At 70.1% G+C, this 21799-nt stretch carries 17 protein-coding genes; 9 read left to right on the top strand and 8 right to left on the bottom strand.

The features are described from left to right. Positions 1 to 94: 94 nt before the first annotated feature. Entirely contained in the window at positions 95 to 700 is a 606-nt protein-coding gene (locus tag ACFYQ5_RS09295; protein WP_389195339.1) for a hypothetical protein, read from the bottom strand. A gap of 394 nt (positions 701 to 1094) precedes the next feature. Between ACFYQ5_RS09295 and ACFYQ5_RS09290 the strand changes: the two genes are divergently transcribed. Continuing rightward, positions 1095 to 1853 (top strand): hypothetical protein, encoded by a 759-nt coding sequence (locus tag ACFYQ5_RS09290; RefSeq protein WP_389195336.1) that lies wholly within the window; start codon positions 1095 to 1097, stop codon positions 1851 to 1853. Positions 1854 to 2299: 446 nt separating this feature from the next. Here ACFYQ5_RS09290 and ACFYQ5_RS09285 read toward each other — a convergent pair whose 3' ends face one another. The 4 genes from ACFYQ5_RS09285 to ACFYQ5_RS09270 form a co-directional block, all read right to left on the bottom strand. After that, entirely contained in the window at positions 2300 to 3217 is a 918-nt protein-coding gene (locus tag ACFYQ5_RS09285) for a NaeI family type II restriction endonuclease (protein ID WP_389195334.1), read from the bottom strand. A gap of 122 nt (positions 3218 to 3339) precedes the next feature. Continuing rightward, on the bottom strand, positions 3340 to 6264 hold the full coding sequence (locus tag ACFYQ5_RS09280) for a Z1 domain-containing protein (RefSeq protein WP_389195331.1): 2925 nt from the start codon (positions 6262 to 6264) through the stop codon (positions 3340 to 3342). 51 nt (positions 6265 to 6315) lie between these two features. Then, complete coding sequence (locus ACFYQ5_RS09275) at positions 6316 to 7845, bottom strand: ATP-binding protein (RefSeq protein WP_389195328.1); 1530 nt, start codon at positions 7843 to 7845, stop codon at positions 6316 to 6318. Positions 7846 to 8017: 172 nt separating this feature from the next. After that, a complete protein-coding gene (locus ACFYQ5_RS09270; protein WP_389195325.1) occupies positions 8018 to 8575 on the bottom strand; it encodes an SMI1/KNR4 family protein in 558 nt (185 codons plus the stop codon). Positions 8576 to 8719: 144 nt separating this feature from the next. Between ACFYQ5_RS09270 and ACFYQ5_RS09265 the strand changes: the two genes are divergently transcribed. After that, complete coding sequence (locus ACFYQ5_RS09265) at positions 8720 to 11035, top strand: SpoIIE family protein phosphatase (protein ID WP_389195322.1); 2316 nt, start codon at positions 8720 to 8722, stop codon at positions 11033 to 11035. Positions 11036 to 11084: 49 nt separating this feature from the next. Here ACFYQ5_RS09265 and ACFYQ5_RS09260 read toward each other — a convergent pair whose 3' ends face one another. Then, entirely contained in the window at positions 11085 to 11291 is a 207-nt protein-coding gene (locus ACFYQ5_RS09260) for a DUF4287 domain-containing protein (RefSeq protein WP_389195319.1), read from the bottom strand. 288 nt (positions 11292 to 11579) lie between these two features. On the opposite strand from ACFYQ5_RS09260, the gene ACFYQ5_RS09255 reads away from it, so the two are divergent. Genes ACFYQ5_RS09255 through ACFYQ5_RS09245 form a run of 3 tightly spaced genes read left to right on the top strand, consistent with a single transcriptional unit; the run spans position 11580 to position 16335 of the window. Further along, positions 11580 to 12146 (top strand): hypothetical protein, encoded by a 567-nt coding sequence (locus ACFYQ5_RS09255; protein ID WP_389195316.1) that lies wholly within the window; start codon positions 11580 to 11582, stop codon positions 12144 to 12146. A 5-nt stretch (positions 12147 to 12151) separates the two neighbouring features. Then, complete coding sequence (locus tag ACFYQ5_RS09250) at positions 12152 to 14881, top strand: substrate-binding domain-containing protein (protein ID WP_389195314.1); 2730 nt, start codon at positions 12152 to 12154, stop codon at positions 14879 to 14881. Further along, a complete protein-coding gene (locus tag ACFYQ5_RS09245) occupies positions 14878 to 16335 on the top strand; it encodes an extracellular solute-binding protein (protein ID WP_389195311.1) in 1458 nt (485 codons plus the stop codon). Before ACFYQ5_RS09250 ends, ACFYQ5_RS09245 begins: the two co-directional genes overlap by 4 nt. Positions 16336 to 16377: 42 nt before the next feature. Here ACFYQ5_RS09245 and ACFYQ5_RS09240 read toward each other — a convergent pair whose 3' ends face one another. Further along, positions 16378 to 17385 (bottom strand): SEC-C domain-containing protein, encoded by a 1008-nt coding sequence (locus tag ACFYQ5_RS09240; RefSeq protein ID WP_389195309.1) that lies wholly within the window; start codon positions 17383 to 17385, stop codon positions 16378 to 16380. Positions 17386 to 17472: 87 nt separating this feature from the next. Further along, positions 17473 to 18894, bottom strand: coding sequence for an MFS transporter (locus ACFYQ5_RS09235; RefSeq protein WP_389195306.1), 1422 nt, complete (start codon positions 18892 to 18894; stop codon positions 17473 to 17475). A 127-nt stretch (positions 18895 to 19021) separates the two neighbouring features. Here ACFYQ5_RS09235 and ACFYQ5_RS09230 point away from each other — a divergent pair, with 127 nt between their 5' ends. The 4 genes from ACFYQ5_RS09230 (at position 19022) to ACFYQ5_RS09215 (ending at position 21776) form a co-directional block, all read left to right on the top strand. Then, complete coding sequence (locus tag ACFYQ5_RS09230) at positions 19022 to 19555, top strand: winged helix-turn-helix transcriptional regulator (protein WP_389195303.1); 534 nt, start codon at positions 19022 to 19024, stop codon at positions 19553 to 19555. A 44-nt stretch (positions 19556 to 19599) separates the two neighbouring features. Beyond that, positions 19600 to 19932 carry a DUF6412 domain-containing protein gene (locus ACFYQ5_RS09225; RefSeq protein ID WP_389195300.1) on the top strand — a complete coding sequence of 111 codons (333 nt, stop codon included), beginning with the start codon at positions 19600 to 19602 and terminating at the stop codon, positions 19930 to 19932. A gap of 86 nt (positions 19933 to 20018) precedes the next feature. Beyond that, a complete protein-coding gene (locus tag ACFYQ5_RS09220) occupies positions 20019 to 20789 on the top strand; it encodes a YidC/Oxa1 family membrane protein insertase (protein ID WP_389195297.1) in 771 nt (256 codons plus the stop codon). Between the two features lie 126 nt (positions 20790 to 20915). Next, positions 20916 to 21776 carry a fumarylacetoacetate hydrolase family protein gene (locus ACFYQ5_RS09215; RefSeq protein WP_389195294.1) on the top strand — a complete coding sequence of 287 codons (861 nt, stop codon included), beginning with the start codon at positions 20916 to 20918 and terminating at the stop codon, positions 21774 to 21776. The last annotated feature ends 23 nt before the right edge of the window (positions 21777 to 21799 follow it).

Raw genomic sequence — 21799 nt, 5'->3', positions numbered from 1 at the left:
ACACCCGCTGCAAGCCGTTCACCTGGACCAAGACCGCCGACCAGATCCTCGACAAGATCAAGCGTAAATAGACTTCAAGCACGCGACACTAGTGCTACGCCGGCCCGACGGCTTCCCGGACTGCCATCCGGGACTCGGCAGGCAGGGTCCGGTACTCACCCCAGAGGCGTTCCATCATGCTGAAGTCCCGGCGGTCCATCGCCAGCCACTGGGAAAAATGATCCCGCTCGATCTGGCTCATCTGCCCCAAGCGGCCGAGGATTCCTGCCAGGTCCGCTTGGCCGCCGCGGCCACCGATCCTGCAGCGTCGGCATTCGGTGATCATCTCAGTCACCACCTTCGCGTCCGGCTTGATGACCTCCCGCCGTGCGACGTCGAGCTGCGCCGTCTCCACGCCACCCTCGTACACCTCGCCGGCCGCGATGCCGCAGATGCGGCACAGGTACTCATCCGCCTCGAAGATCTCACGTCGCTGCGTCGCCGTGATGCTGGTGGCCGGCGTCTTGGCCTTCGACTGGCCCGGCTTCCAGACCTCGGCTCCAATAGCGATGAAGCGGTGCTCACTTGACGCGAGCGTGGGATCGTCCCTATTTGTGGCGATTTTCCATCCGCGATCCCGGAGGTCCCGCATCCTGCGGTCAATCTGCGACGTTTCGGGAAAAGCGTCGCGGAGTTCGGCCTTCGTGAACACCTCGCCCATGCCTACCTCTGTGACGAGCCAGAGTGCGCACCGGACCATCGTCCCGCGGCCCGGATCCTGCCATGGGGGAATATCCTGAGACGTCACCATTTGCCCTTCGTGTCCAGGAGTGATTTCCGGGGGCGTGATCTGACGCGGCAATTACAGCCATGGCAGACGGTGCCCCACATCCCCCATTGGACGCGCACACAAGGTGTCAGGGCAAGTCTCTTCGGGTCTTTGCGGGTGAACGCAAACACGTCTGCCGAGGTCGGAGCCTAAGTGCAAACATCCGACTCTCATGTTCGAGCAACTGCAAACAAGTTGACGTGCGGAAGGGTTCGTTCCGGGTTGCGCTGACGCTAATCCAGGAAAGACTGGATGCTACTCAACACGACCCATGCGAGGGGGGCCCATGGCTGCCGCCGGCCATGTCAATGAGCACTACTGGAAGGGATGTGACGCCGACCGCATAGCGTTCGTCGACCGCCTCCGCCATCTGCTCAGAAGTAGTCCCTACTCGATACAGGGGGCTCGCGCCAGCTTCCTGGATATACCTCTGAGCAGTCTGTCCTGCTATTGGAGCGGCCGCCGGGTGCCAGGGCAGGTCAGGCTGAAGGAGATGTACCAGGCGCTCTGCGGGGTCATAGAACCGCAGAAGGCTACTGTCACGCTCTCCGAGCTTGAGCGGCTCCGCCGCTCCGCTGCGCGGAGGAGTCGAGATGTGACTGCGGCAGTGCGCGTGTCCAGCTCTGTTTCAGTGCCTCGTGTGGACGACAGGATGCCCGCTCCTGCTGTGCCCGGCAGGATTCGTCCGGCACTTCCGGCACGGGACCGGCGTAACGCCCCGAACAGTGCGGCCGCCCAGACGATTGGTGCACTTGTTGCTGCAGAAGCCGCTGGCGAGCGCCGGACACTGCTCGGCATCGCGTGGTCCGTTAGCAAGGCCATGGCGCCCGGCGAGATCAGCGCAATTGTGGCCGAGCTGCACGACATGGGCAGGGTGGATCTCGCTGAGGCCGTCATTCTGGGGGGACGCGAGCGTGTTCAGGCCGAGGCGATAGATCTTGCTCTTACGCTGATGGGCCGAGAACTCACCGTATACGCCGAGTTGGTCATGCGAGCAGCGCTTCCGTCGGCAGGCTCCGCAGCGGATACCCGCCACCGCGCATAGCCGCGATCGGCGCGTCCACGATCTGAATCCCGCAACACCCCCGTCGTTTGGCACGAGGTGTCGTCCCTGCGGTGCACTCATGTACGTACACCTGCCCCTTCAGCGAAGCGGAGAGAACCCCATGGACAGTGCCGATGACCAGTGGACCAGTTGGTCTGAGATCACAACCCGTGTTGAGAGGAAGCGTTCCGCGGCCCCTGCGGTGTACGAGGACGGCGCTTCCTGGTCCACCATTGAATCGGTGACAGTGACCGTCGTGCGCAGCGGGAGTTCCGACAGTATGCCTCCGGAGTCTGCGCCCTGATGCGTTCCGGGCGGGGTACCGGTCGGCGCTCGTTCAGGGGAGGCGTGCTGTATGAGCGTTGACCGACGCCGCTGCGGGAGGTGCCGGAAAACGGTGTCCTCCCGCGGTTGTGCTCGTCTACTGCGGGTATCTGCTGATCGCTTCAGTGGCCTCCTCGGCCGACTTGGGCCTCTGGGAGCCGCGGTGCTACGCCGCCAGTCTCGTCTGGTTTCGCCACTACCCAGTAAACTCCGTCGATTTCGGCCTGCGGGCGATCGCCGTGTTCAGGCGTGGCGCGAACGACGCGATATGCAACGAACTCGCCTTCCCTTGGGGTGGGTCCTCCGAGGGCGCGGGCTACTGCTTGGTGGGACTGGTAGTCACCGAGGATGATGATTCCCTCTGGGCGCAGCGCCGGACGCGCGCGCCCTTTGTCTCCCTCGCGGACACGTGCCATGTAGTCGAGTTGCTGAGCAGCAGTGCGAACTACGCCGCGCCCAATTCGTTTTCCGTGCACGGAACGGAATAGTTCGCGAACGCGGGCTTGGCCCTTCTGCTTTCCTGGGATCAGGATGCGTTCTCGCGTCGCATCATCGAGATGCAGGAGGATGTTCTCTGGGAGCGTCGCATCCTTCCAAAGCCAGGTGATCTTGCTGCGGTGCTCCGCCTTGACTGTGAACTTCATATCTCTGTTTGTTCCGCCGTTGAGCCACGCACGTTCTATGCGTAGCAGCCCAGCACTCCAGCGACTCTCGTAGTCGTCAGCCCAGACGAGCAAGCATAAATGCCCTTCTGCCTCTGGTGGGATCATCCAGGCGCCGAATGTTTGGGAGTACTTGCAGTCGACGTCGATACCCTCTATGCGGTAGTCCATATCGATTCCGTCGTCGAACTCGAATTCGCGCTGCAGGTTGATCTCGACGAGTGTGCCGGCATGCGTCTTCTCGGTCTTGAACAGGGTCTTCCAGTCGTACCTGCCTGTAGCTTCACCGTTGAGGAGCTGGTCGATGGTGTCGCGCAGTACTTGCGAGAAGCGTGCGCCATCCGGATCGAGCTTCTTGAGGTGTTGGTAGACCAGCATGAGCTCAGGGTCGTCCCAGACGCCCCGTGCCGGCCCTGGAAGGTCAAACAGTGTCACTCTGGCCTCTTTTCAACGGGGGAATGTTGTTTCTGTTCTGGACTGCGACAGTGATTGAGTATCTGTCACGGCGAACCCGTGGGTACGACGGAGTCGGTAGCGCGCTGGGAGTCCTTCGCCTGGAACCTGAGCAGTCGGTTCGACGAGTTGTTTGCGGACTTCGGCGGGACCAAAGTGAAAGCGATTGTGACCGCCGACGGTTCTGCGATGCCGTCAGGGGCCGCGGCGTGAATGTCAGCGTCGCTCTTCCCCTCCACGACTGGATACAGCAGGATGACTCCTGTAGTTGGTCCCACAGGCAGGCTGGTAGCAGCGGTTCGGTTGATCAGATGCAGCGCTGCACTCCGGTGTTCCACGCCAGCGATACGACTGAAAGCCGCCTTTCCGGCCTGGCGGCTGCGCCGCACGAGCGAGAGAGGAGGTGAGCCGAGGATGCTCGCCTCGACACGGTCAGACCGTGACAACTGTGGGGCGATTACCAGCCAGTCATCTACCTTTGCAAGCTTGCCGTCGAGCTGAGACAGGTAAACGAGGTGAGGTCGGAATAGCTCTGGGCGTTCCCATTCCAGCCGGCCCATAATGCTCATGAGCTCAGAGTGGGGAACGCTACAGGTGAGCGCGGGGAAGCTCCGGGACAGCGGGCTCCGCTTGTCCGGCGGATTGGTGACCGTGACGGGACCTGTTCGGAAGGAGTCCAGCAGAAGTCGCCAGCGTTCGGTGTTCCGGCGGGTCGCGAGTGCATCCGTTGGATAGGCCGCGGGCTCGATGGGATGCCCAGGTGACCGGATCTCCACCAGCTCCGCGTTGAACATCTTGTTTCGGGCCGCCGGCTTCAGCCAGGACAGGTGCTGCGACACCAGCGGCGGGATCTGCGCCGGCGTGACCTGTGGCTTGCCGTCCACCAGAGTCGCGTACCGGCTGAGCTGGGCGCGGAACATCTCCTCGTCGCGGCAGATCGCCTCGAAGGCTTCGTACAGGTCGACCGTCTTCTTCTTGCCCAGCGGCTCCTGGCGGCCGATGAACAGGCGGACCAGGTCGCGGTAGCCGGGGCGGAAGCCGAACCAGCGGCCCATCTGCATGAGGGTGTCGGACTGCTGGGTGGTGCGGCGGTAGTACGTGACGGTGAGGCCCTCGATCGTGAAGCCGCGGGAGAGTTTGGTGCCGCCGACCAGGATCTTCCACACGTGCGGCGTACGGTCGAAGTCGAGCTCGGGCTGTTCGTAGTCGCGCTCGGTGTCACCGTTGACGATGATCACGGGCTCGCCGCCCGAGTTGATGAGTTGGCGGGCCCGTGAGACGAACGGCTTCAGGTCGTCGTACGACATGGGCGTGGGCAGGTCTTCGTCCGCGAAGCGCTGGAAGTCGTCGGCGAGGAGGGCGGCGAGGCGGGCGTGCCCTTCCTGGCCGGTGTATGCCGACCGGTGCCACATCGAGTTGATGCGTAGGGCGAGGACCGCGTGCTCGCGCTGCCGTACGGACTCGTGGACGAGCATCGTGTGGTGGCGGAACGGGCCTTCGGGAACGCCGTGGGCCGCGCGGTACAGCTTCAGCGCGCCGGTGAGGACGAAGGCGTCCAGGGCATCCTGGAGGCGGTCGCCTGTGTCGTCGTGGATGCCGCGTACGTGCGTCTCCTCGGCGGTGCCCTCGGACTCCAGGTCGTGGAAGTCCTGTACGCCCATGTAACCGGTCGGGCGGGGCAGCGAGATCAGGAAGTCCCTGGGGAAGATGTCTTCCTCGTCGCCCGGGTCGACGAAGACGTTGGCGAAGGGCGTCGCTGTGTAGCCGACGTACTGCGCGCGCGGGAGAAGAGCGAGCAGCTGCGTGATCTGGCCGTTGATGGCCTTGCGGACGACCTTGCCGTCCTCCCACTTCTTCGGGTCCGTCGTGTTCACCGACGCCTGGTCGGACTCGTCGTCGATGATGAGCGCCGGGATCTCGGAGAGGATCGGACCGATCTTCTTCAGGTCCTTGATCAGCTTGGTCAGGACCGGCGAGTTCTTCTTCACGACCATCACGCGTGCCGCGGCGTGATGCAGGTTGTCCGGGACGTACAGGGGTTGCGTACGGTCCTGCTTGTCGAACTCGAGGGCTCGGATGCCGGTTTCCAGGCTCTTGTAGTCGTTGTCGCGCGTCGTGAGGCGCTCGATGTCGAAGGAGCCCAGTGTGGACGGGCGGCCGCCGTGGCTCACGAACTTCGCCGGCCAGTCCTCGTCGTCCTGGTAGTCGACGCCGACCAGCGCGTCCGTGTCCGCCGGGTCGGCTCCGCGCAGGATGTTCTCCCGGCCTATCAGCTCCATGTCCAGGCGGCGCTGGGTCTGGCCGCGGAGAAGGTTCAGGGTGCCGCCGAGGACGATGACCAGGCGGTAGCCCGCGTCGACCGCCTTGGCTGTGACGCCCGTGAAGTTGGCGGTCTTGCCCGACTGCACGTAGCCGACGACCAGGCCGCGCGCACCGTAGGCCTCGGTGCGTGTGGGGTCGGACAGGCGCTCGACCACGGCGTGGCTCGCCTCGTCCAGGCTCGAGACGGCCGCGTCCGACCAGCCCTTGCGGCGCAGCGTCTGTTCGTAGGAGTTCCAGTAGAAGGCGCGGGCTGCCGCCGTGTCCCTGGAGTACCAGGACGTGAACTCCCTGCTGATGACCGTCGCGCCCGGCTCCTTGAAGACCGGGACCGCCTCGTCGAGCGCCTTACGGAGATCGGCGCCGAACCCGAGGCGGTTGTAGATGTCGGTGCGCCGGGCGTCGGTGCGGGCCGGGGAGGAGGACCAGTCCACCTGCTCGGCGAGGTCCCAGGCGGTCAGGGTGCGGTGCCAGAGTGCGGTGAGTTCGTCCCCGTGGCCGGCACCGACGATCCGGTCGCGGAAGTGACCCACGTGGATGTCGGCCGGTTCGTCGGCGTCGGACAGCGCGAAGGCCAGTTTGGAGAACGCCTTGGGGCCCCGGCGCATGGCCGCCAGGACGTCGCCGTGGAGGTTGAACAGGTGGTCGGTCATAACGGATGCGGCTTCCTGCGAGGAGCGGTGGGGTGGGGCGGGGAAGGGCTGTCAGCGGGCCAGTTCGCAGCGGGCCGCTGACACCAGGACGCTGTTCCACAGAGCGACGTTGTCCGTGTGGACCGCCCGGACCCGCTCCTTCTGGAAGATCTCGTTCACCATCAGGTAGAGCATGCTCTTCACCACTGGGGCGTCGTTCAGACCACCGCGCCTGCCGCCGTTGAAGGCCTGCCGGTACTCCTTGTTGAGCCTGATCTCCCGCTCCTCCCGGTCGAGTTCGAAGAACACGTCCGACGGCAGCGACTCCCAGCGGAAGGCCACCGGGTCCTCACCCTCCAGTTCCGGCAGTTCGTCCCGGAGCGTGCGCTTCAGCCGGGGGTCGAGCCCCTTGCCCGCCGGGATCACCGCCTTGCGCTGCGGCTCGGACGCGCGCCTGGCGGCCTCCCGGTACGTCGTCTGCGCCTCCTGGACGTACTCCGAGAAGGTGTGGCCTGCCGCGTCCGTTGCCTCTTCGAGCCCTCGGGCGAAGGCCGGGGTGACCGTCACCCCGTCCTTCTTGACCGTGAGGCTGAAGACGTCGTTCGTCTCGGCCGGAAGGTCGATCGCGATACGGGCCAGTACGAGGTGCCCCTCGGCGCTGCGGGTGCTGTTCCAGCCACCGGCCTGCACCAGCCGGTTGTTGCGGTAGATGTAGAAGCCCTGCCGCTCAGCGAGCGGTCCGATCCCGCGGAAGCTGACCAGCGGGGACTTCGGCTGCCAGATGTGCGCGGTCAGAGCCACGTCGCCGACGCCCTCGACGGCAGCGGTGTACGTACGCGGGTAGCCGGCCCGGCCGGGGATGCGGTAGCCGAACGGGTCGATCGGTTCCACGCCGCGGTGATCGAGCTCCTCCTTGGTCGTGACGTCCTCGACGACGATGTCGACGTTGAAGGCGCCGTCGGCCAGGAAGCGGTGCAGGTGGAGGCCGAGGTGGGTCTCCAGCTTCTCGATCGCGTCGTCGAGATAGCGGTCGGCCTGGCCGGCGGTGACGGTGTCGAACGCCCGGACCTTGTCCCAGCGGACGACGGTGCCGTGCCACTCGATCAGTCCGTCGTAACGGTCGACGAGGTCCTGGCAGTAGCCGGGGTCCACGATGTCGCAGGTGAAGTCGGCCTGGGCGCGGGACGTCAGCCACCGGCGGCCGGTGGACGGGCTGCGCTTGGTGCGGCTGATCACCGTGAGCGAATCGGCGTGCGAGAGGGACGCGGCCTTGAGGCCCGCGCCGAAGTGGCCGAGCGAGTTCTCCCCGTACTCCTGCCGGCCGCCCACGGTCATCGCGGTGTCGAGCGTCTCGTCGTTCATGCCCCGGCCGTCGTCGACGACCAGGAGGCTGACCAGACGGTCCTCGTCCCGCAGAAAGCTGATGACGACGTTGCGCGCACCCGCGTCGATGGAGTTGTCGACGAGGTCGGCTATCGCCGCCTCGAATCCGTACCCCTGGTGCGTCAGTGATTCGACGTAACGGGCGTGGGGCGGCAGCCGCTTGCTGCCGGCCGTGGGGATCTCGTACTGCCAGTCCGAGGACGGCTGGTAGGGCGGCATGGGTGTCCTCGCACAGACGGAACGGGGCCTGTGTGGGGGTGAGCGGCCCGGAGTTGGTTGTTGAATGTGATCGTATTGCAAAGGTGAGACATAGGGGAATCTCCGGTGGATTCGTCCGACAGCTGGTATATGACCGCTGCTCGGGAGCGATGGGGACCGGAGCCGCGCCGGCTCACCGGCACAGCGCGGCGATGTCCTCCTCGAAGGTGGGGAACTCCGCCCGGGCCTCGGTGACGATCTCCGCCGCCGTCCGGCGCGGTGTCGTCGCGTGGCGCTCGGCGATGCGGGTCAGGGGAGCGTCGGGGGTGGACTCGAACGTGTGGGCCAGGGCGGCCTCCATCGGGCCGTAGCCGTCGGCGAGGACCCAGAGGAAGTCGGAGAGGCTGCCCGCCACCACGCCGCGCTCGCCCTCCGAGCCCAGGAACACGACCGGCTGGTCGGTGAGGGGGCGGCCGGGGCGGGTGCGCCAGACCATGGCCCGGCCGCCCGCGCCGTCCTGGCCGAAGACGAGGTAGTCCTTGCCGTCCGCCTCGGCGTTCCCCGTCCAGCTCCGGAACAGCTCGGCCGTCCACTCGGCGGACTTGAAGTCCGTGTCCGGCTCGAAGTCGAAACAGTGGTCCTCGTCCCCGTCCTCGTCGACGACGAGGTAGTGATCGTCGTAGAAGTCCACCTTCGCCACCTCGGCCAGGGCGGCGGGAAAACGGCGGTCGTACGCGTCCGTGTCGTTCATGGCCGCAGGCTATGCGGCGCCGCTGACAACGCCCGGACTCTCCGGTAGCGGGCGGCGGACCGGGGGCCGATGCTGGTTGCGTACGTGTCCACGTGTGCGGCGGCTCGGTACCGGGCCCCGTGAGGGGGCGAAGGAGCTGGGTTCATGGCTGACGCGCCCTTGATGGTCGTGGACGGCGCCGGGGTGGTCACCGGGTGGAGCCGGGCGGCCGAGCGGCGCTTCGGGCCCGCGACCGCCGACGCGCTGGGGCTGCGCCTGATGGACGTACTGGCGAACGACAGCAGCCGGCAGGTGCGCGGGGGCGGTGAGGCGGCTGCGGGGCTGCGGCTGGAGCCCCTCGCGGGGGCGAGTTGGGCCGTCTGGGAGGCCGGCGGGGGTGCCGGGCCCGGTACGGACGGCGATGTCGTCAGCACGGCGCTGCTGGACGTGCTGTTCACGCAGGCACGCGTACGCGTCCACGTGCTCGATCCGGAGCTCCGCCTCCTGCGGATCAGCGACCCCTCCGCCGACCCCGGAACCGACGAGAGCGAGCGGTTGCGCGGACGGCCGTTCCGTGACGTGTGCGCCTTCGAGGAACCCGAGCGGGTGGAGGCCTTCGTGCGGGAGGTCCTGCGCACCGGTGTGCCCGGGGTCGAGCGGCCGTTCCGCGCCCGCTCCGACGACGTGCCCGGCATACGGCGCACCTTCGCCCTGACGGCGTTCCGGCTCCAGGAGGGGCACGGGGCGCGGCAGGGGGACGAGGGCACGGTCCTGGGGGCCGCCGTCTCGGTGGTCGATGTCAGCGAGCAGGTCAGGCGCCGGGGCCGGGACGCGGCGCTCGCGGCGGTCCGCGACAGTGTGGGCCAGACCCTGGACGTCGACGCCACCTGCCGTGACCTGGTGGAGGCGCTGGTTCCGGGTTACGTGGACGTCGGCGTCGTCGAGGTCGTCGACGCGGTCCTGCGCGGCGAGACTCCCGAGCCCGGGCCGCTCGCCCCCGACGTCCCGCTGCGGCGTGCCGCGTACGCGGGCGGCAACCAGACGGCCCACCCGGTCGGAGACGTACGGGCGGTGCCCTCCGGGACCCCCTACCAGCGGGCCCTCAACGACCTGCGGGTCCGCGTCCTCCCGCTGGAGGACGCCCCGTGGGCCGACGCCGACGCCGCGCGTGTGGGGTCCATCCGGAAGATCGGGGCGCACACGCTGCTGGTGGCGCCGCTGACGCTGCGCGGGGCGGTCCTCGGGCTGGTGAGCCTCTACCGGTGCGGTGACTCCGAGCCGTTCACCGAGGCGGACATCCCCGTGGTGGAGGCGATGGCGTCCCGGGTCGCCCTCGGCATCGACAACGCCCGGCGGTACGTGCACGAGTACACCATCGCCAGCGCGCTCCAGCGCCGGCTGCTGCCGCAGAGCCCCTCTCCCCAGCCCGCCGTCGAGACGGACCACCTGCTGCTGCCCGGCGGAGGCGCCGGCACCTGGTTCGACACGATCGCCCTGTCCGGGGCCCGTACCGCCCTCGTCATCGGGGAAGTGGCCGAGGGCGGCATCCACGCGGCCACCACCATGGGGCAGTTGCGCACCGTCGTGCACGCTCTCGCCGCGCTGGACCTGGAGCCCGACGAGCTGCTCGCCCGCCTCTACGACACGGCGGCACGGCTGGCCGAGGAACGCGCCCACCTGCCCAAGAGTGACCCGCTGCACCTGGAACCACTGGCCGCGACCTGCGCGTACGCCGTGTACGACCCGTTCACCGAGACGTGCACGGTGGCCTCCGCGGGCCATCCCGCCCCCCTCGTCGTCGAACCGTTCGGTGACGCCTTCGTGGTCGGCCTGCCCGTGGGGCCGCCGCTGGGGGCCGCGGACCGGGCCCCCGTCGCCGAGGTCTCCGTCGCGCTCCGGGAGGGCAGCCTGCTCGCGCTCCACAGCAACGTGCTGCGGGGCCACGCCCAGCACTCCTCGGGTGCGCTGCGCCAGGCGCTCAGGCCGACGGGCCGGCCGATGCGGGAACTCTGCGACGCGGTCGCCTACGCCCTGCCGGACGCCGCCGAGTTCCAGGGCGCCGCGCTGCTGCTGGCCCGGACCCACGCCATGCCCGAGGACCGGTACGCCTCCTGGGAGCTCCCCTACGACAGGACGGCCCCGGCGACCGCGCGCCGCCTGACCTCCAAGAGGCTGGCCGACTGGCACCTCGAAGGCGACACCGGCGACGCGACCGAGCTGATCGTCAGCGAACTGGTGACCAACGCCGTGCGCTACGGCCGTCCGCCGGTGGAGCTGCGCCTCATCCTCGACCGGGGCCTGACCTGCGAGATCCGGGACGGCAGCACCACCGCCCCGTACATGAAGTACGCCGGAGCGGTGGACGAGGGCGGGCGGGGCCTCTTCATCATTTCCCAGCTCGCCTCCCTGTGGGGCACCCGGTACGCCGCCGAGGGCAAGACCGTCTGGTCGGAGCAGGTGATTCCCGAGCACGGCCGCTGAGGACGGCTCCCCTGGGCGGGGCGCCTGGGCGCGCCGCCCAGGAGAGGACCTACTTGTCCTCGGCGAGGGTGTGGGCGACCAGGGCGTTGGCGTGGCCGTGGCCAAGGCCGTGTTCGGTCTTGAGCCAGGAGACGAGCTGCATGTGCGTGGTCAGGGGCGAGGAACGGATCAGGTCCTTCCACTCCGTGACCGGGCGGCCGTACTTCTTCTCGATCGCCGGGAAATAGCTTGCCGGGCCCTTGACCGCGTCGGTCATGTCCGCGTCCCCTCCGTGGAATCCCTCAGGGTGAGCACCGTGAGGTGATCGTGAGTCTCTCAGGGCTTCTGACTGCCGGCGGGCGCGAAAGTGATCGGCGGGCGCGAAAGTGATGGGTGGGCGTGGAAGTGATGGGTGGCGCGAAAGTGTCCGATGGGGCGCACAACAACCTCCAGACGGAGCTGAACAGACGGGTGTCGTGCGTCAACTGCCGTGCAATGATTCTGTGTTCAGTGAGCAGCCCCGCGCGGGCGAGGGGCTGGGACCGACGGGCCGATGGGGGCGGGCATGGCGGACGGGGCGGACACGGGCGCGCGGGTACGGCAACAGGGGCAGGAGAGAGTCGAGTTACGGATCAGCCTCATCGGGACGCATACCCGGCGTGACGACCTCGAGGCCCTGAACACCTGGCTGAAGAACGCTCCGGTCCTCGAGGACGCGCTGGCGCGGGACGAACTCGTCCTGACCCGTGAGGACTCGCTCACCCAGACCGAGGCGATGGGCGGGGAGCTGATCCAGGACATCATCCTCGTCGTCTCCGTCGAGCTGGCCCGCAGCGTGTCCGAGAACGCGTGGCGCTCCGTGGAGACCTGGCTGCGCAACCGGCGCCGCTTCGCCGACCCCGAGGAGACGCCCCGCGTGACCCTCGACGGGCCGCCCGAGGGGCCGGGCTCCGACCTGAGCCGTGACACCGGTCCCGACCCCGACCCCGACACCGACACCGGTCCCGACCCCGACACCGGCACCGGCCCTGCTCCCGAATCCGGAACCGGCCGGCCCGGGGGCCCGGAGGCCGGGCCCCCGGCCGGTGGGCACGACCGAACGCGCGGCGGCGACGAGCCCGGAGAGGTCTAGCGGCCGTGCCGCCGTACGACGCGCGCGGCGAGGAGAACAGAGCCAAGCGGCACAGAGCCGTCCTCATCGGGGTCGAGCACTACACGGGCACCCGGAACGACCTTCCGGCCGTCGCCACGAACCTCCGCCTCATGCGCGAGGCCCTGACCGCCGGCACCACCGGGGTGCTCGGCCCCGAGGACCTCGTCGTCGTCCCCACGGACGGCGGCCCGACGACCACCGTCGATCCGCTCCGGGTGCGTGCCGTGCTGACCGCTGCCCGCAAGGAGGTGACCGGGCTGCTGGTCGTCTACTTCGCCGGGCACGGCATCGTGCGCACCGACGGCAGCGACCTCAACCTCATGTTCACCGACTCCCGGGTCACCAGGGACCGGCGCCACCCCTTCGTGGACACCCTGTCCTGGCGTGACGACATCATGCCGGAGCTGCGCCGCGCCGACGCGGACTGGGTCGTCGTCATCCTGGACTGCTGCTTCGCCGGCAACGCCCTCTGGTCCTTCAGCCCCGCCGTCGGACAGAACTTCGCCCTGCTCACCGCGGCGGAGCCGGGCGTGGAGATCCCACCCGGCGACCCCGCCACCGGTACGGAGTTCACGGCCGCCCTGCACCGGCTGCTGACCACGGGAGAGGGGGAGCCGGTCACCTTCACCCGGATCGTCACCGGGATCCGCCGGGCGATGGCTCCGCTCAAGGCGGTCGACGGGCACCCGTGGATCCCGGACGAGCTGCGGCACGGCGACGACGTGGTGCTCGCACGCGCGGCGGACTCCGGGCCGCCGCCGTCTCCTCCGCCCCCACCGCCACCTCCGGAGGCCGTCCCGCAGACGGTGCCCACGACGGGGCGGAAGCGGTGGACGGCCTTTCCGCGCCGCGTGCTTCCTGCCCTGGTCCGCCGCATGACTCGGACAACGAGCCTCGTCCTGGCGGGTGTTGTCGCGCTCGCCGGGGCCGGGGCGTGGTACTTCCTGGGGCCCGAGCCGGGCGGTCACTGCGCCTCGCCACTGGAGCTGCGTGTGCTCACCGACCCTGATCTGCGGGCCACCGTGAAGAAGGCAGCCGACACCTACCTCGAGCGGGACAGCGCCGACTGCCGGACCGTCGGCATCAATGTGTACGACGCCAAGGCCACCGACGCCGTGGCGGCCCTCAGGTCCTCCTCGCTCTGGCAGGAACCGCCCGCCGACTGCCCGCCCTCCGGCGACTGCCTGCGGCCCCAACGGGACGTAGGCGCACAGCCGGACATCTGGATCCCGGCGGCCGGCAGCGCGTGGCAGCGGGCGACGGCCGAAGGCGCGGGCGGCGGCACCGCCGCCGCGACCGGCAACGGCACCGCCCCCGCGACAGGGGCCGGCGAGTCCGGCGCGGACGCGGCGAAGAGCGTCGTCGACCTCGACCGGCTGGGGTCCGTCGCCTACACACCGATGGTCCTCGGCGTGCCGGACACCATGGCGCTGGCGCAGTCCCTGCAGACCGACGACCCCCTCGACGCGATCATCTCCGGGCTCAAGAAGGGCCAGAAGGTCGACATCCTGCGCCCCGACCCCGAGGGGACCGAAGGCGCGCTGCTGGCCACCGACGCGCTCTACGCCGCCTCCGGTGCCGGGCGCGCGGCCACGGTCGAACAGGGCATGGCGCAGGTCCTGCGGCCCATGCCCTCCACCGCGCGGGAACTGATGTGCGTCCTGGCCGACGGTACGCACAACCCCCTGGAGGACCGGGCCGCGGTGCTCGTACCGGAGCAGACCCTGGCGCAGTTCAACCTGTCGGCGGGCGAGGCCGGCCGTCCCGACTGCGCGACGGAGGCGCTGGCGCACCGGGTGGCCCACTACCCCTCCGACGTGCCGATGCTCGACCTGCCCTTCGTCCGGGTCACCTGGGCCGGGGCCGACCGGGACGACGACGAGCGCAAGGCGGCCGTCGAGGACTTCTACGACTGGCTGGTCACGGACCCGGACGCGCGGAAGTGCTTCACCGACGACGGTTTCCGGGGCGTCGACACGAGCGGCCCGGCACCACCGGGCCCCGATTCGGTGCTGCGGTCCCAGGACAACACCACGGCCGTACGCGAACAGATCCCGGCGACCGGCGAGGGCACCGACGTGTCCGCGTCACTGACCGACACCCTGAGCCGCTACCGGGGAGCGCTCGGGCCCGGCCGGGTGCTCTACCTCCTCGACAACTCGACCTCGACGGCGGACGAACGGGTCTGGGACGGCACCGGCGGCGCCAAGGAGCTCGTGGCCCGCTCGATGCGCTCCCTGGGCGCCAAGGACGCGTACGGGGTGTGGATGACGGCCGTGAAGGACGGAGAACCCGCCACGGACCTCGTGCCGTTCGGCCCGCAGACCAGGGCCGGGGCGGCGCAGAAGGCCGTCACCGGTGCGCGGACCGCCGCCTTCGACGCCCGCATCGCGCCGGGCGTGAAGGAGGCGCTCGACACCCTGCGCGACGAGCCCACGGCGGTGGAACAGCCACGGCTCCTCGTCCTGGTCACCGACGGCGAGGACTTCGAGGCCGTCAAGGAGGCCGAGCGGAGGGAACTGGTCGCGAAGGCGGCGCAGTCGCCGCACGTGAGGATCGTGACGGTGTCACTGCAGAACGGGGCCTGCGCACCCGGCCGGTTCGGCGACCGGCTCGCCGACGCGAGCGGCGGACGCTGCCTGGACCCGGCCGACGACATCGCGGTCGAACTGGCGGCGGAGGTCGCCAGGACCGGTACGGGGGACGCGGAATGACCTACGGGCACCGGCACACCGGCCCTCGCCCTCGACCGGCCAGGGCGGCCGTCGTCCTCGGCGGTCTGCTCGCGCTCCTCTGCGCCGCCTGTACGGGAGGATCCGGGGGCACGCGACAGCCCGGCCAGGACGAGCAGACGGCCGAAGGGCCCATCGTCGTCGCCAGCGGGCTCGACGTCACCGGCTCCGGCAGCGTGCGCCAGCAGCTCATAGAGGAGTGGAACCGTCTGCACGCCGGGTCGGAAGCCGAGCAGGCCAAGCTCGTCGAGCTGCCCGGCGCCGCCGACCAGCAGCGCAGCCAGCTGCTCGGCGCCCTCCAGTCCGGCAGCGCACGCTACGACGTGGTGAACCTCGACATCACCTGGATCCCCGAGTTCGCCGAGGCCGGACTCATCAGCCCCCTGACCGTCGCGGAGACCGGGACCGCCGCCGACGACGAGCGCGACTTCATCCGGCAGGTCCACGCCACGACCGTCTGGAAGGACCGCTCCTACGCCCGGCCGTTCAACACCGACGTGGGGCTCCTCTACTACCGGCCCGACCTGCTGACGCGGGCCGACATCGCGGTGGACAAGCAGCCCAACGCCAACTGGACGTGGGACCAGCTCTACGCCTCCGTCAAGACCCTCGGGCTGAACCCGGTCCGCAGCGAGGACCTGTCGGGCTGGACCTCACAGCTCGAGCGCTACGAGGGGCTGACCGTCAACACCGTCGAGGCGTTCGCCGACGCCGGGGTCGAACTCACCGACAGCGAGGGGACGTACAGCTCCAGCAAGGGAGAGCTGAAGAAGGGCCTGGACACGCTCCTCGACCGGGTCGGCCGGGGCCGCGTCCAGCCCGCCGCGATCCGTTCCCACGAGACGAAGTCCCTCACCGACTTCGCCGAGGGCCGCGCCGTCTTCCTGCGCCACTGGCCGTACGCGTACGGGGCCCTGGAGGACCTGATGGACCCGGAGGAGTACGCCGTGAACCGGCTGCCGGGGAAGGCCGTGCTCGGCGGGCAGAACCTCGCCGTCACCTCGGTCACCGGCGACTCGCCCCGCGCCGGTAACGCCCGCGCCCTCATCACCTTCCTGACCTCGCGGGAGAGCGAACGCTGCCTGCTCGACGCGGGCTTCGCGGCGACCAGGGCCTCGGTGTACGGCAGCACCGCGAAGCCCTGCTGGCCCCGTGTCGCCGCCGCGCTCCGGCCCGCCGGGGACGCGCCGAAGGCGGCCGCCACGGGGGAGGGCGCGCCGCAGGGGCAGGGGCCGGAGGCGCGTGCCGCGTACATCCGGCTCCTCGGCGCGGCGCTGACCGAGGCGGTGCAGCGGCCGCGCACCCCGTACTACGGCGCGTTCACACAGGTGCTGCAGACCCATGTGCACGCGCTGCTGGCCGCGCAGAGGCCCGACACCGCCGAGGCCGCCGGGAGGCTCGACAAGGATCTGCGGGACGTGTTCGCGGGCAGGTGAGGGCAGGCCGCCCGCGAGGTCTCAGGCCGCCCGCGCGCGGTCTCAGGCCGCTCCGTGGCACTCCCGGTACGCACGCTCCGAGCCGCACCAGCACGACGCGCTGCGCGCCGGGGGCCACGGGACGGCGCGGCCCCGGGCCGCCAGCGTCGTCGCGTACTGGGGGAGCAGGTCGGGGTCGGACGGTGACGCGGCCTCCGACGCGGCGAACGCCTCGTAGGAGGGGACCGTGCCCGTCACGATGCCGAGATTCGGTGTGCCCGTGGCATGCAGATCCCGCAACGCCGCTTCCAGGCGCGCCAGATGGTCCTCGTGCGAGACGTACTCCTGAGCCAGCTCCGGGTAGGCGGTGAGGAGTTCGCGCAGCTCGTCCTCGGGCCAGAGCAGCACCGCGACCGGGAACGGGCGGGACAACGCGCTGCGGTAGGTGCCCAGTTCGGCGCGGATCCGGTTGATCTCCGCCCGCAGCTCGCCCGGGTCCGAGGAGCCGAGCGCCCACAGACGCTTCGGGTCGTGCAGCTCGTCGAGGGGGACGGCGGCCGTGTGCAGGGTGTCGGCCAGCTCGTCCCACGCGTCATGGGCGGTGCCCCGCAGCCTGCGCACCCGGTGCCGCCCGATCAGCAGCGACTGGGTGGCGTACGGGACCTCCTCGCCCGGCGTGAGGAGCAGTGTCAGCGCGGCCGAGAAGAAGTCATGGGCGGCCTCCAGCTCGTCGTGCGCCTCGAGCGTCTCCGCGGCGATCTCCCACGATGCCGCGTCGAGCGGGCCCGCGACGCGGATGCCGTCGATGATCGCGCGGGCCTCCGCCTCGTGGCCGAACTCCCACAGATTGGCCGCTTTGAGCGCTTTGACCAGGTGCGGGCGCTCGATGGTGATGTCGGTGGAGCCGAGTAGTTCGTCGTAGAGGGTGCTCGCGCGGGCGCGCTCACCGGCGAGCTCCAGATGGGCCGCGGCCTGGAGGAACAGCGGTTCGTGGTCCTCGGGGTACTGCGCCGCGGTGCGCAGCAGGCGCTCGGCTTCGGTGATGTGGTCGGCAGGCGTGTCGGGGCGCATGGACCACACGGTACTGCGGGTCGGGGGGAAGGTGAGAGGGAGCGGACCGGAGTGCTCATGAAGGCCAGGGGACGGCGGGGAGAACACTCAGCGCTCCCGCAGGAACAGCACGCCCACCGTGGCCGCGAGTGCCATGGCGGCCGACAGCAGCACCGCCCCGTCGGCGCCCGCCGGGGTCGTCGCCACCGCGATCGTCACGGCCACACCGGCCGAGGAGCCGAGGTAGCGGGCGGTGTTGTTGGCGCCGGACCCCATGGCCGCACGCTCCGGCGGCACGGACTCGACCGCGAGACGGGGCAGCGCCGCGTTGATCAGGCCGCTGCCCGCACCGGCCACGCCCAGCGCCGGGGCCAGGCGCAGCCACACCGCCGCGTCCGCGCCGCCCGGGGCACCGGTCAGGAGCCCCAGCATCGGCAGGACCGCCACCGCGTGGAGCACGAAGCCGGCCGCCAGCTGGTGCCTGGCCGTGACCCGGCCGGTCAGCCGCCGGGACTGCAGCGCCACGACGAACGACGTACCGGACCACAGGAGGAACAGCCAGGCCGCGTCGAGCGACGACAGCGAGAGCGCGTGCTGGAGCAGGGTCGGCAGATAGCTGAACAGGCCGATCACCGAGAGCCCGGTGAACAGGCCGCCCACCGCCGATGCCAGGAAGGCGCGGCTGCGCAGCAGCGACAGGTCGATCAGCGGGGCCGCCGCCCGGCGCTCGACCACGGCGAACACCGCGGTCAGTGCCAGGGCCGCGAGCAGCAGCAGGCCGACGGGAGCGCGCAGCCAGCCGTCCCGGCCGAGTGTCAGGGCCGTCAGCAACGCGGTCATCGCCAGGCCGAGCGCGGCGGCGCCGGCCAGGTCGGGGCGGCCGGCGCGGGGTGCGCGGGACTCGGTGAGCGCACGGAAGGCGAAGGCCCCGGTGACGAGGGCGCCGAGGCCCAGGGCGAGATACGTCAGCCGCCAGTCGAGGGAGCCGAGGGAACCCGCGAGCAGCGGGCCGAGCGCGATCCCGGCGCTCACGAACGCTCCCCACACCCCCATCGCCTTGATCCGGGCGTGGCCGACGGGATACGCGCCGACCAGCAGCCCGAGGCTGGTGGCCAGGATCGCCGCACTCGCGGCGCCCTGTCCGGCCCGGGCGAGGGTGAAGGTGACGGTGTCCGTGGCGAGGGCGCCGAGTGCGGCTGTGACGCCGAGGCCGAAGGTGCCGATGAGGAAGAGCCTGCGGCGGCCGAAGTCGTCGGCGAGGCTGCCCGCGACCAGCAGCAGCACGGCCAGGCCGAGCGGGGCTCCGTTGAGCAGCCAGGCCTGGGCGGCGGGCGGTGTGGCGAAGGCGGCGGAGAGGGCGGGGAGCGTCCCCATCGGCGCGGTGTAGTTCATCAGCGCGACGGTGGTGGCCGCGCTGGTGACGGCGAGGGTCGCCCCCGGCCGGTGCGGCCGGGGCAGCCGGGGCAGCCGGGCCCGCGGGGCCCGCGGGGGTATCGGGGCCGTGACGGTCTGTACGGGGTGCTGGGTCATGACGTCCCTCCGGGGATCGGCCCGCCTGGGCCCAGGCGCATCGTAGGTTCGGTGAATGAACCTACTGGGTGCGTCACGCTAGCACGAGTAGGTTCATTCACTGAACCGAAGGAGTAAAGTGATGCCCATGGCTCTCGGCAAGGACTACGCGGCACAGCAGTGCTCGATCGCCCGCGCACTCGAAGTGATCGGCGAGCGCTGGACCCTGCTCGTCGTGCGCGACGCCTGCTACGGCGTACGCCGCTACAACGACTTCCTCACCCACCTCGGCATCCCGCGCGCCGTCCTGGCCTCCCGCCTCCAGGCGCTCACCGAGGCGGGCGTCCTGACCAGACGGCGCTACCAGGAGTCACCCCCGCGCGACGAGTACGTCCTCACCGACAGCGGCAAGGCGCTCTGGCCCACCCTGCGCTCCCTCGGCCTCTGGGGCCGCGAGCACATCGAGGGGACGCTCCCCATGCGGTTCTTCTTCCACGCCACGTGCGGCACCGAACTGGGGGCGTACGGACAGTGCCCGGCCTGCGGTCACATCGGCGTACCGCTCGAGGACGTGGAGATGCGGCCCGGCCCCGGACTCGACCCCGACCCCGACGACCCCGTCAGCCGCGCGCTGCTCGGCCCCCGCCGGCTCCTTCAGCCGCTGGACACCGATCGTGTATAACGGCTGAAGGACACGTACGCGCGCGAAGCGAAGGGGGAGGGCCGATGAACGACGACATGAACCGTGTACGCCGTGCGGTCGCCCGCCTCTTCCGCCCCGCCGCCTTCCTCGTCCTGTTCCTCACCGAGGTCCTGCTCACCGAAGGCGGCAGCCTCTCCGCCGCCGTCGCGCTCGCCGCCACCGCGGCCGCCGGCTCGGCGCTCCTCGTCTGCTCCGTCATCAGCGCCCGCTGCGCCGCCCCCGTACCCCGTACGAGAGTGCGCACCGCCATCCGCGACCGCGAGAAGCGCACCGCGTTCCTCCCGCAACGGGACCCCGACGCCCGGGGACGCACCAGGCCCCGAGCACCCGGCCACGCCCTCCTGACGGCCGCGTAGAGGGCGCACCTTCCACGACCCTCTGCGCGGGTCGTCCTGCCGAGTTCCCACTCCCCGGCACGACGAGACCCCCGGAGGGCTCACCCATGTCCGCATTCATGTCCGCCTTCGCGAGCCTGGTCGGCGCATTCGCCGACCTGCTCCAGCCGTTCTTCCAGCACGCGTCCACCGCCGCCGCGATCGTCCTCTTCACCGCCCTCGTACGGCTCGCCGTGCACCCCCTGTCACGGGCGGCGGCGCGCGGGCAGAAGGCCCGCACCAAGCTCCAGCCGCAGATCGCCGAACTGCGCAAGAAGCACGCCAAGAACCCCGACCGGATGCAGAAGGCGCTCATGGAGCTCCACGCGAAGGAGAAGGTCTCACCCCTCTCCGGCTGCCTGCCGAGCCTGCTCCAGATGCCCGCCTTCTTCCTCCTCTACCACCTCTTCTCCAGCCAGAGGATCGGCGGCGACCCCAACTCGCTGCTCGGTCACGAACTCTTCGGCGCCCCGCTCGGCGAACGCTGGCACAACGCGCTCGCCGACGGCGGCCCCTTCGGCGAGCAGGGGCTGGTCTACCTCGCGCTCTTCGTGATCGTCGCCGCCGTCGCCACCTTCAACTACGGCCGCACCAAGCGGCAGATGGCGGCGAACCCGATGACACCGGCCACCGGCCCGGACGGACAGCCCGTGCCCGGCATGGGCGCGATGACGAAGGTCATGCCGCTGATGTCCTTCCTGACGCTCTTCTCCGTGGCCTTCGTGCCGCTCGCCGCCGCGCTGTACATCGTCACCAGCACCACCTGGACGGCGCTCGAGCGTGCCTACCTCTACCGGGAGACCCCGGCCACCGAGGCCGTCGTCGCGCCCGCCGTGTAGAGGGCGACGGGTCCAGTGTGTGAACAGGGTCTTGCGGAGTGATCCGATGTCTTGGAGGATCGGCCAAGCCTTTCGCTGGCCGCAACCCATCGACGGGCTCGATCTCGACCAAGGGGAGATGGACCGTTGAAGCTTCTTCGCGTGGGTACGGCGGGCTCGGAGCGCCCCGCACTGCTGGACCGTAACGGGATCTTGCGTGACCTTTCGGGCCTCGTCACCGACATCGACGGCGAGCTCCTCGCCGACGCCTCGGCGCTGGCCCGGGTGAGGGAAGCGGCCCAGACGCCCGACGTCCTGCCTCCGCTCGACGCGGACGGACTGCGGGTCGGGCCGCCCCTCGGCCGGATCGGCAAGGTCGTGTGCATCGGGCTGAACTACCACGACCACGCCGCCGAGACCGGGGCGGCGATCCCGGAGGAGCCGATCCTGTTCTTCAAGGCCCCCGACACCGTCGTCGGCCCCGAGGACACGGTGCTGGTGCCGCGCCGCAGCCGGAAGACCGACTGGGAGGTCGAACTCGCCGTCGTCATCGGCCGCACCGCCCGCTACCTCGACTCGGCCGAGGAGGCGCTCGGGCACGTCGCCGGCTACGCCGTCTCGCACGACGTCTCCGAGCGGGAGTTCCAGATCGAGCGCGGCGGCACCTGGGACAAGGGAAAGAACTGCGAGACCTTCAACCCGCTGGGCCCCTGGCTCGTCACCACCGACGAGGTGCCCGACCCGCAGGCGCTGCCGCTGAGGCTGTGGGTCAACGGGGAGCTGAAGCAGGACGGCACGACGGCCGAGCAGATCTTCCCGGTCGGCGAGGTCGTGCGCTACCTGAGCCACTTCATGACGCTCTACCCGGGTGACGTCATCAACACCGGCACCCCGGCGGGCGTGGCCATGGGCCGGCCCGAGCCGAAGCCCTACCTCCGCGCGGGGGACGTCGTGGAGCTGGAGATCGAGGGACTGGGACGCCAGCGCCAGGAGCTCAAGGACGCCTGAGACGAACGCGGCACGGCCGCCGG

It is taken from the genome of Streptomyces sp. NPDC005794, assembly GCF_042871445.1.
Taxonomy (GTDB): Bacteria; Actinomycetota; Actinomycetes; order Streptomycetales; family Streptomycetaceae; genus Streptomyces.
The sequence above is the reverse complement of the archived record's forward strand: the minus strand, read 5'-3'. Positions and strand labels throughout refer to the sequence as shown.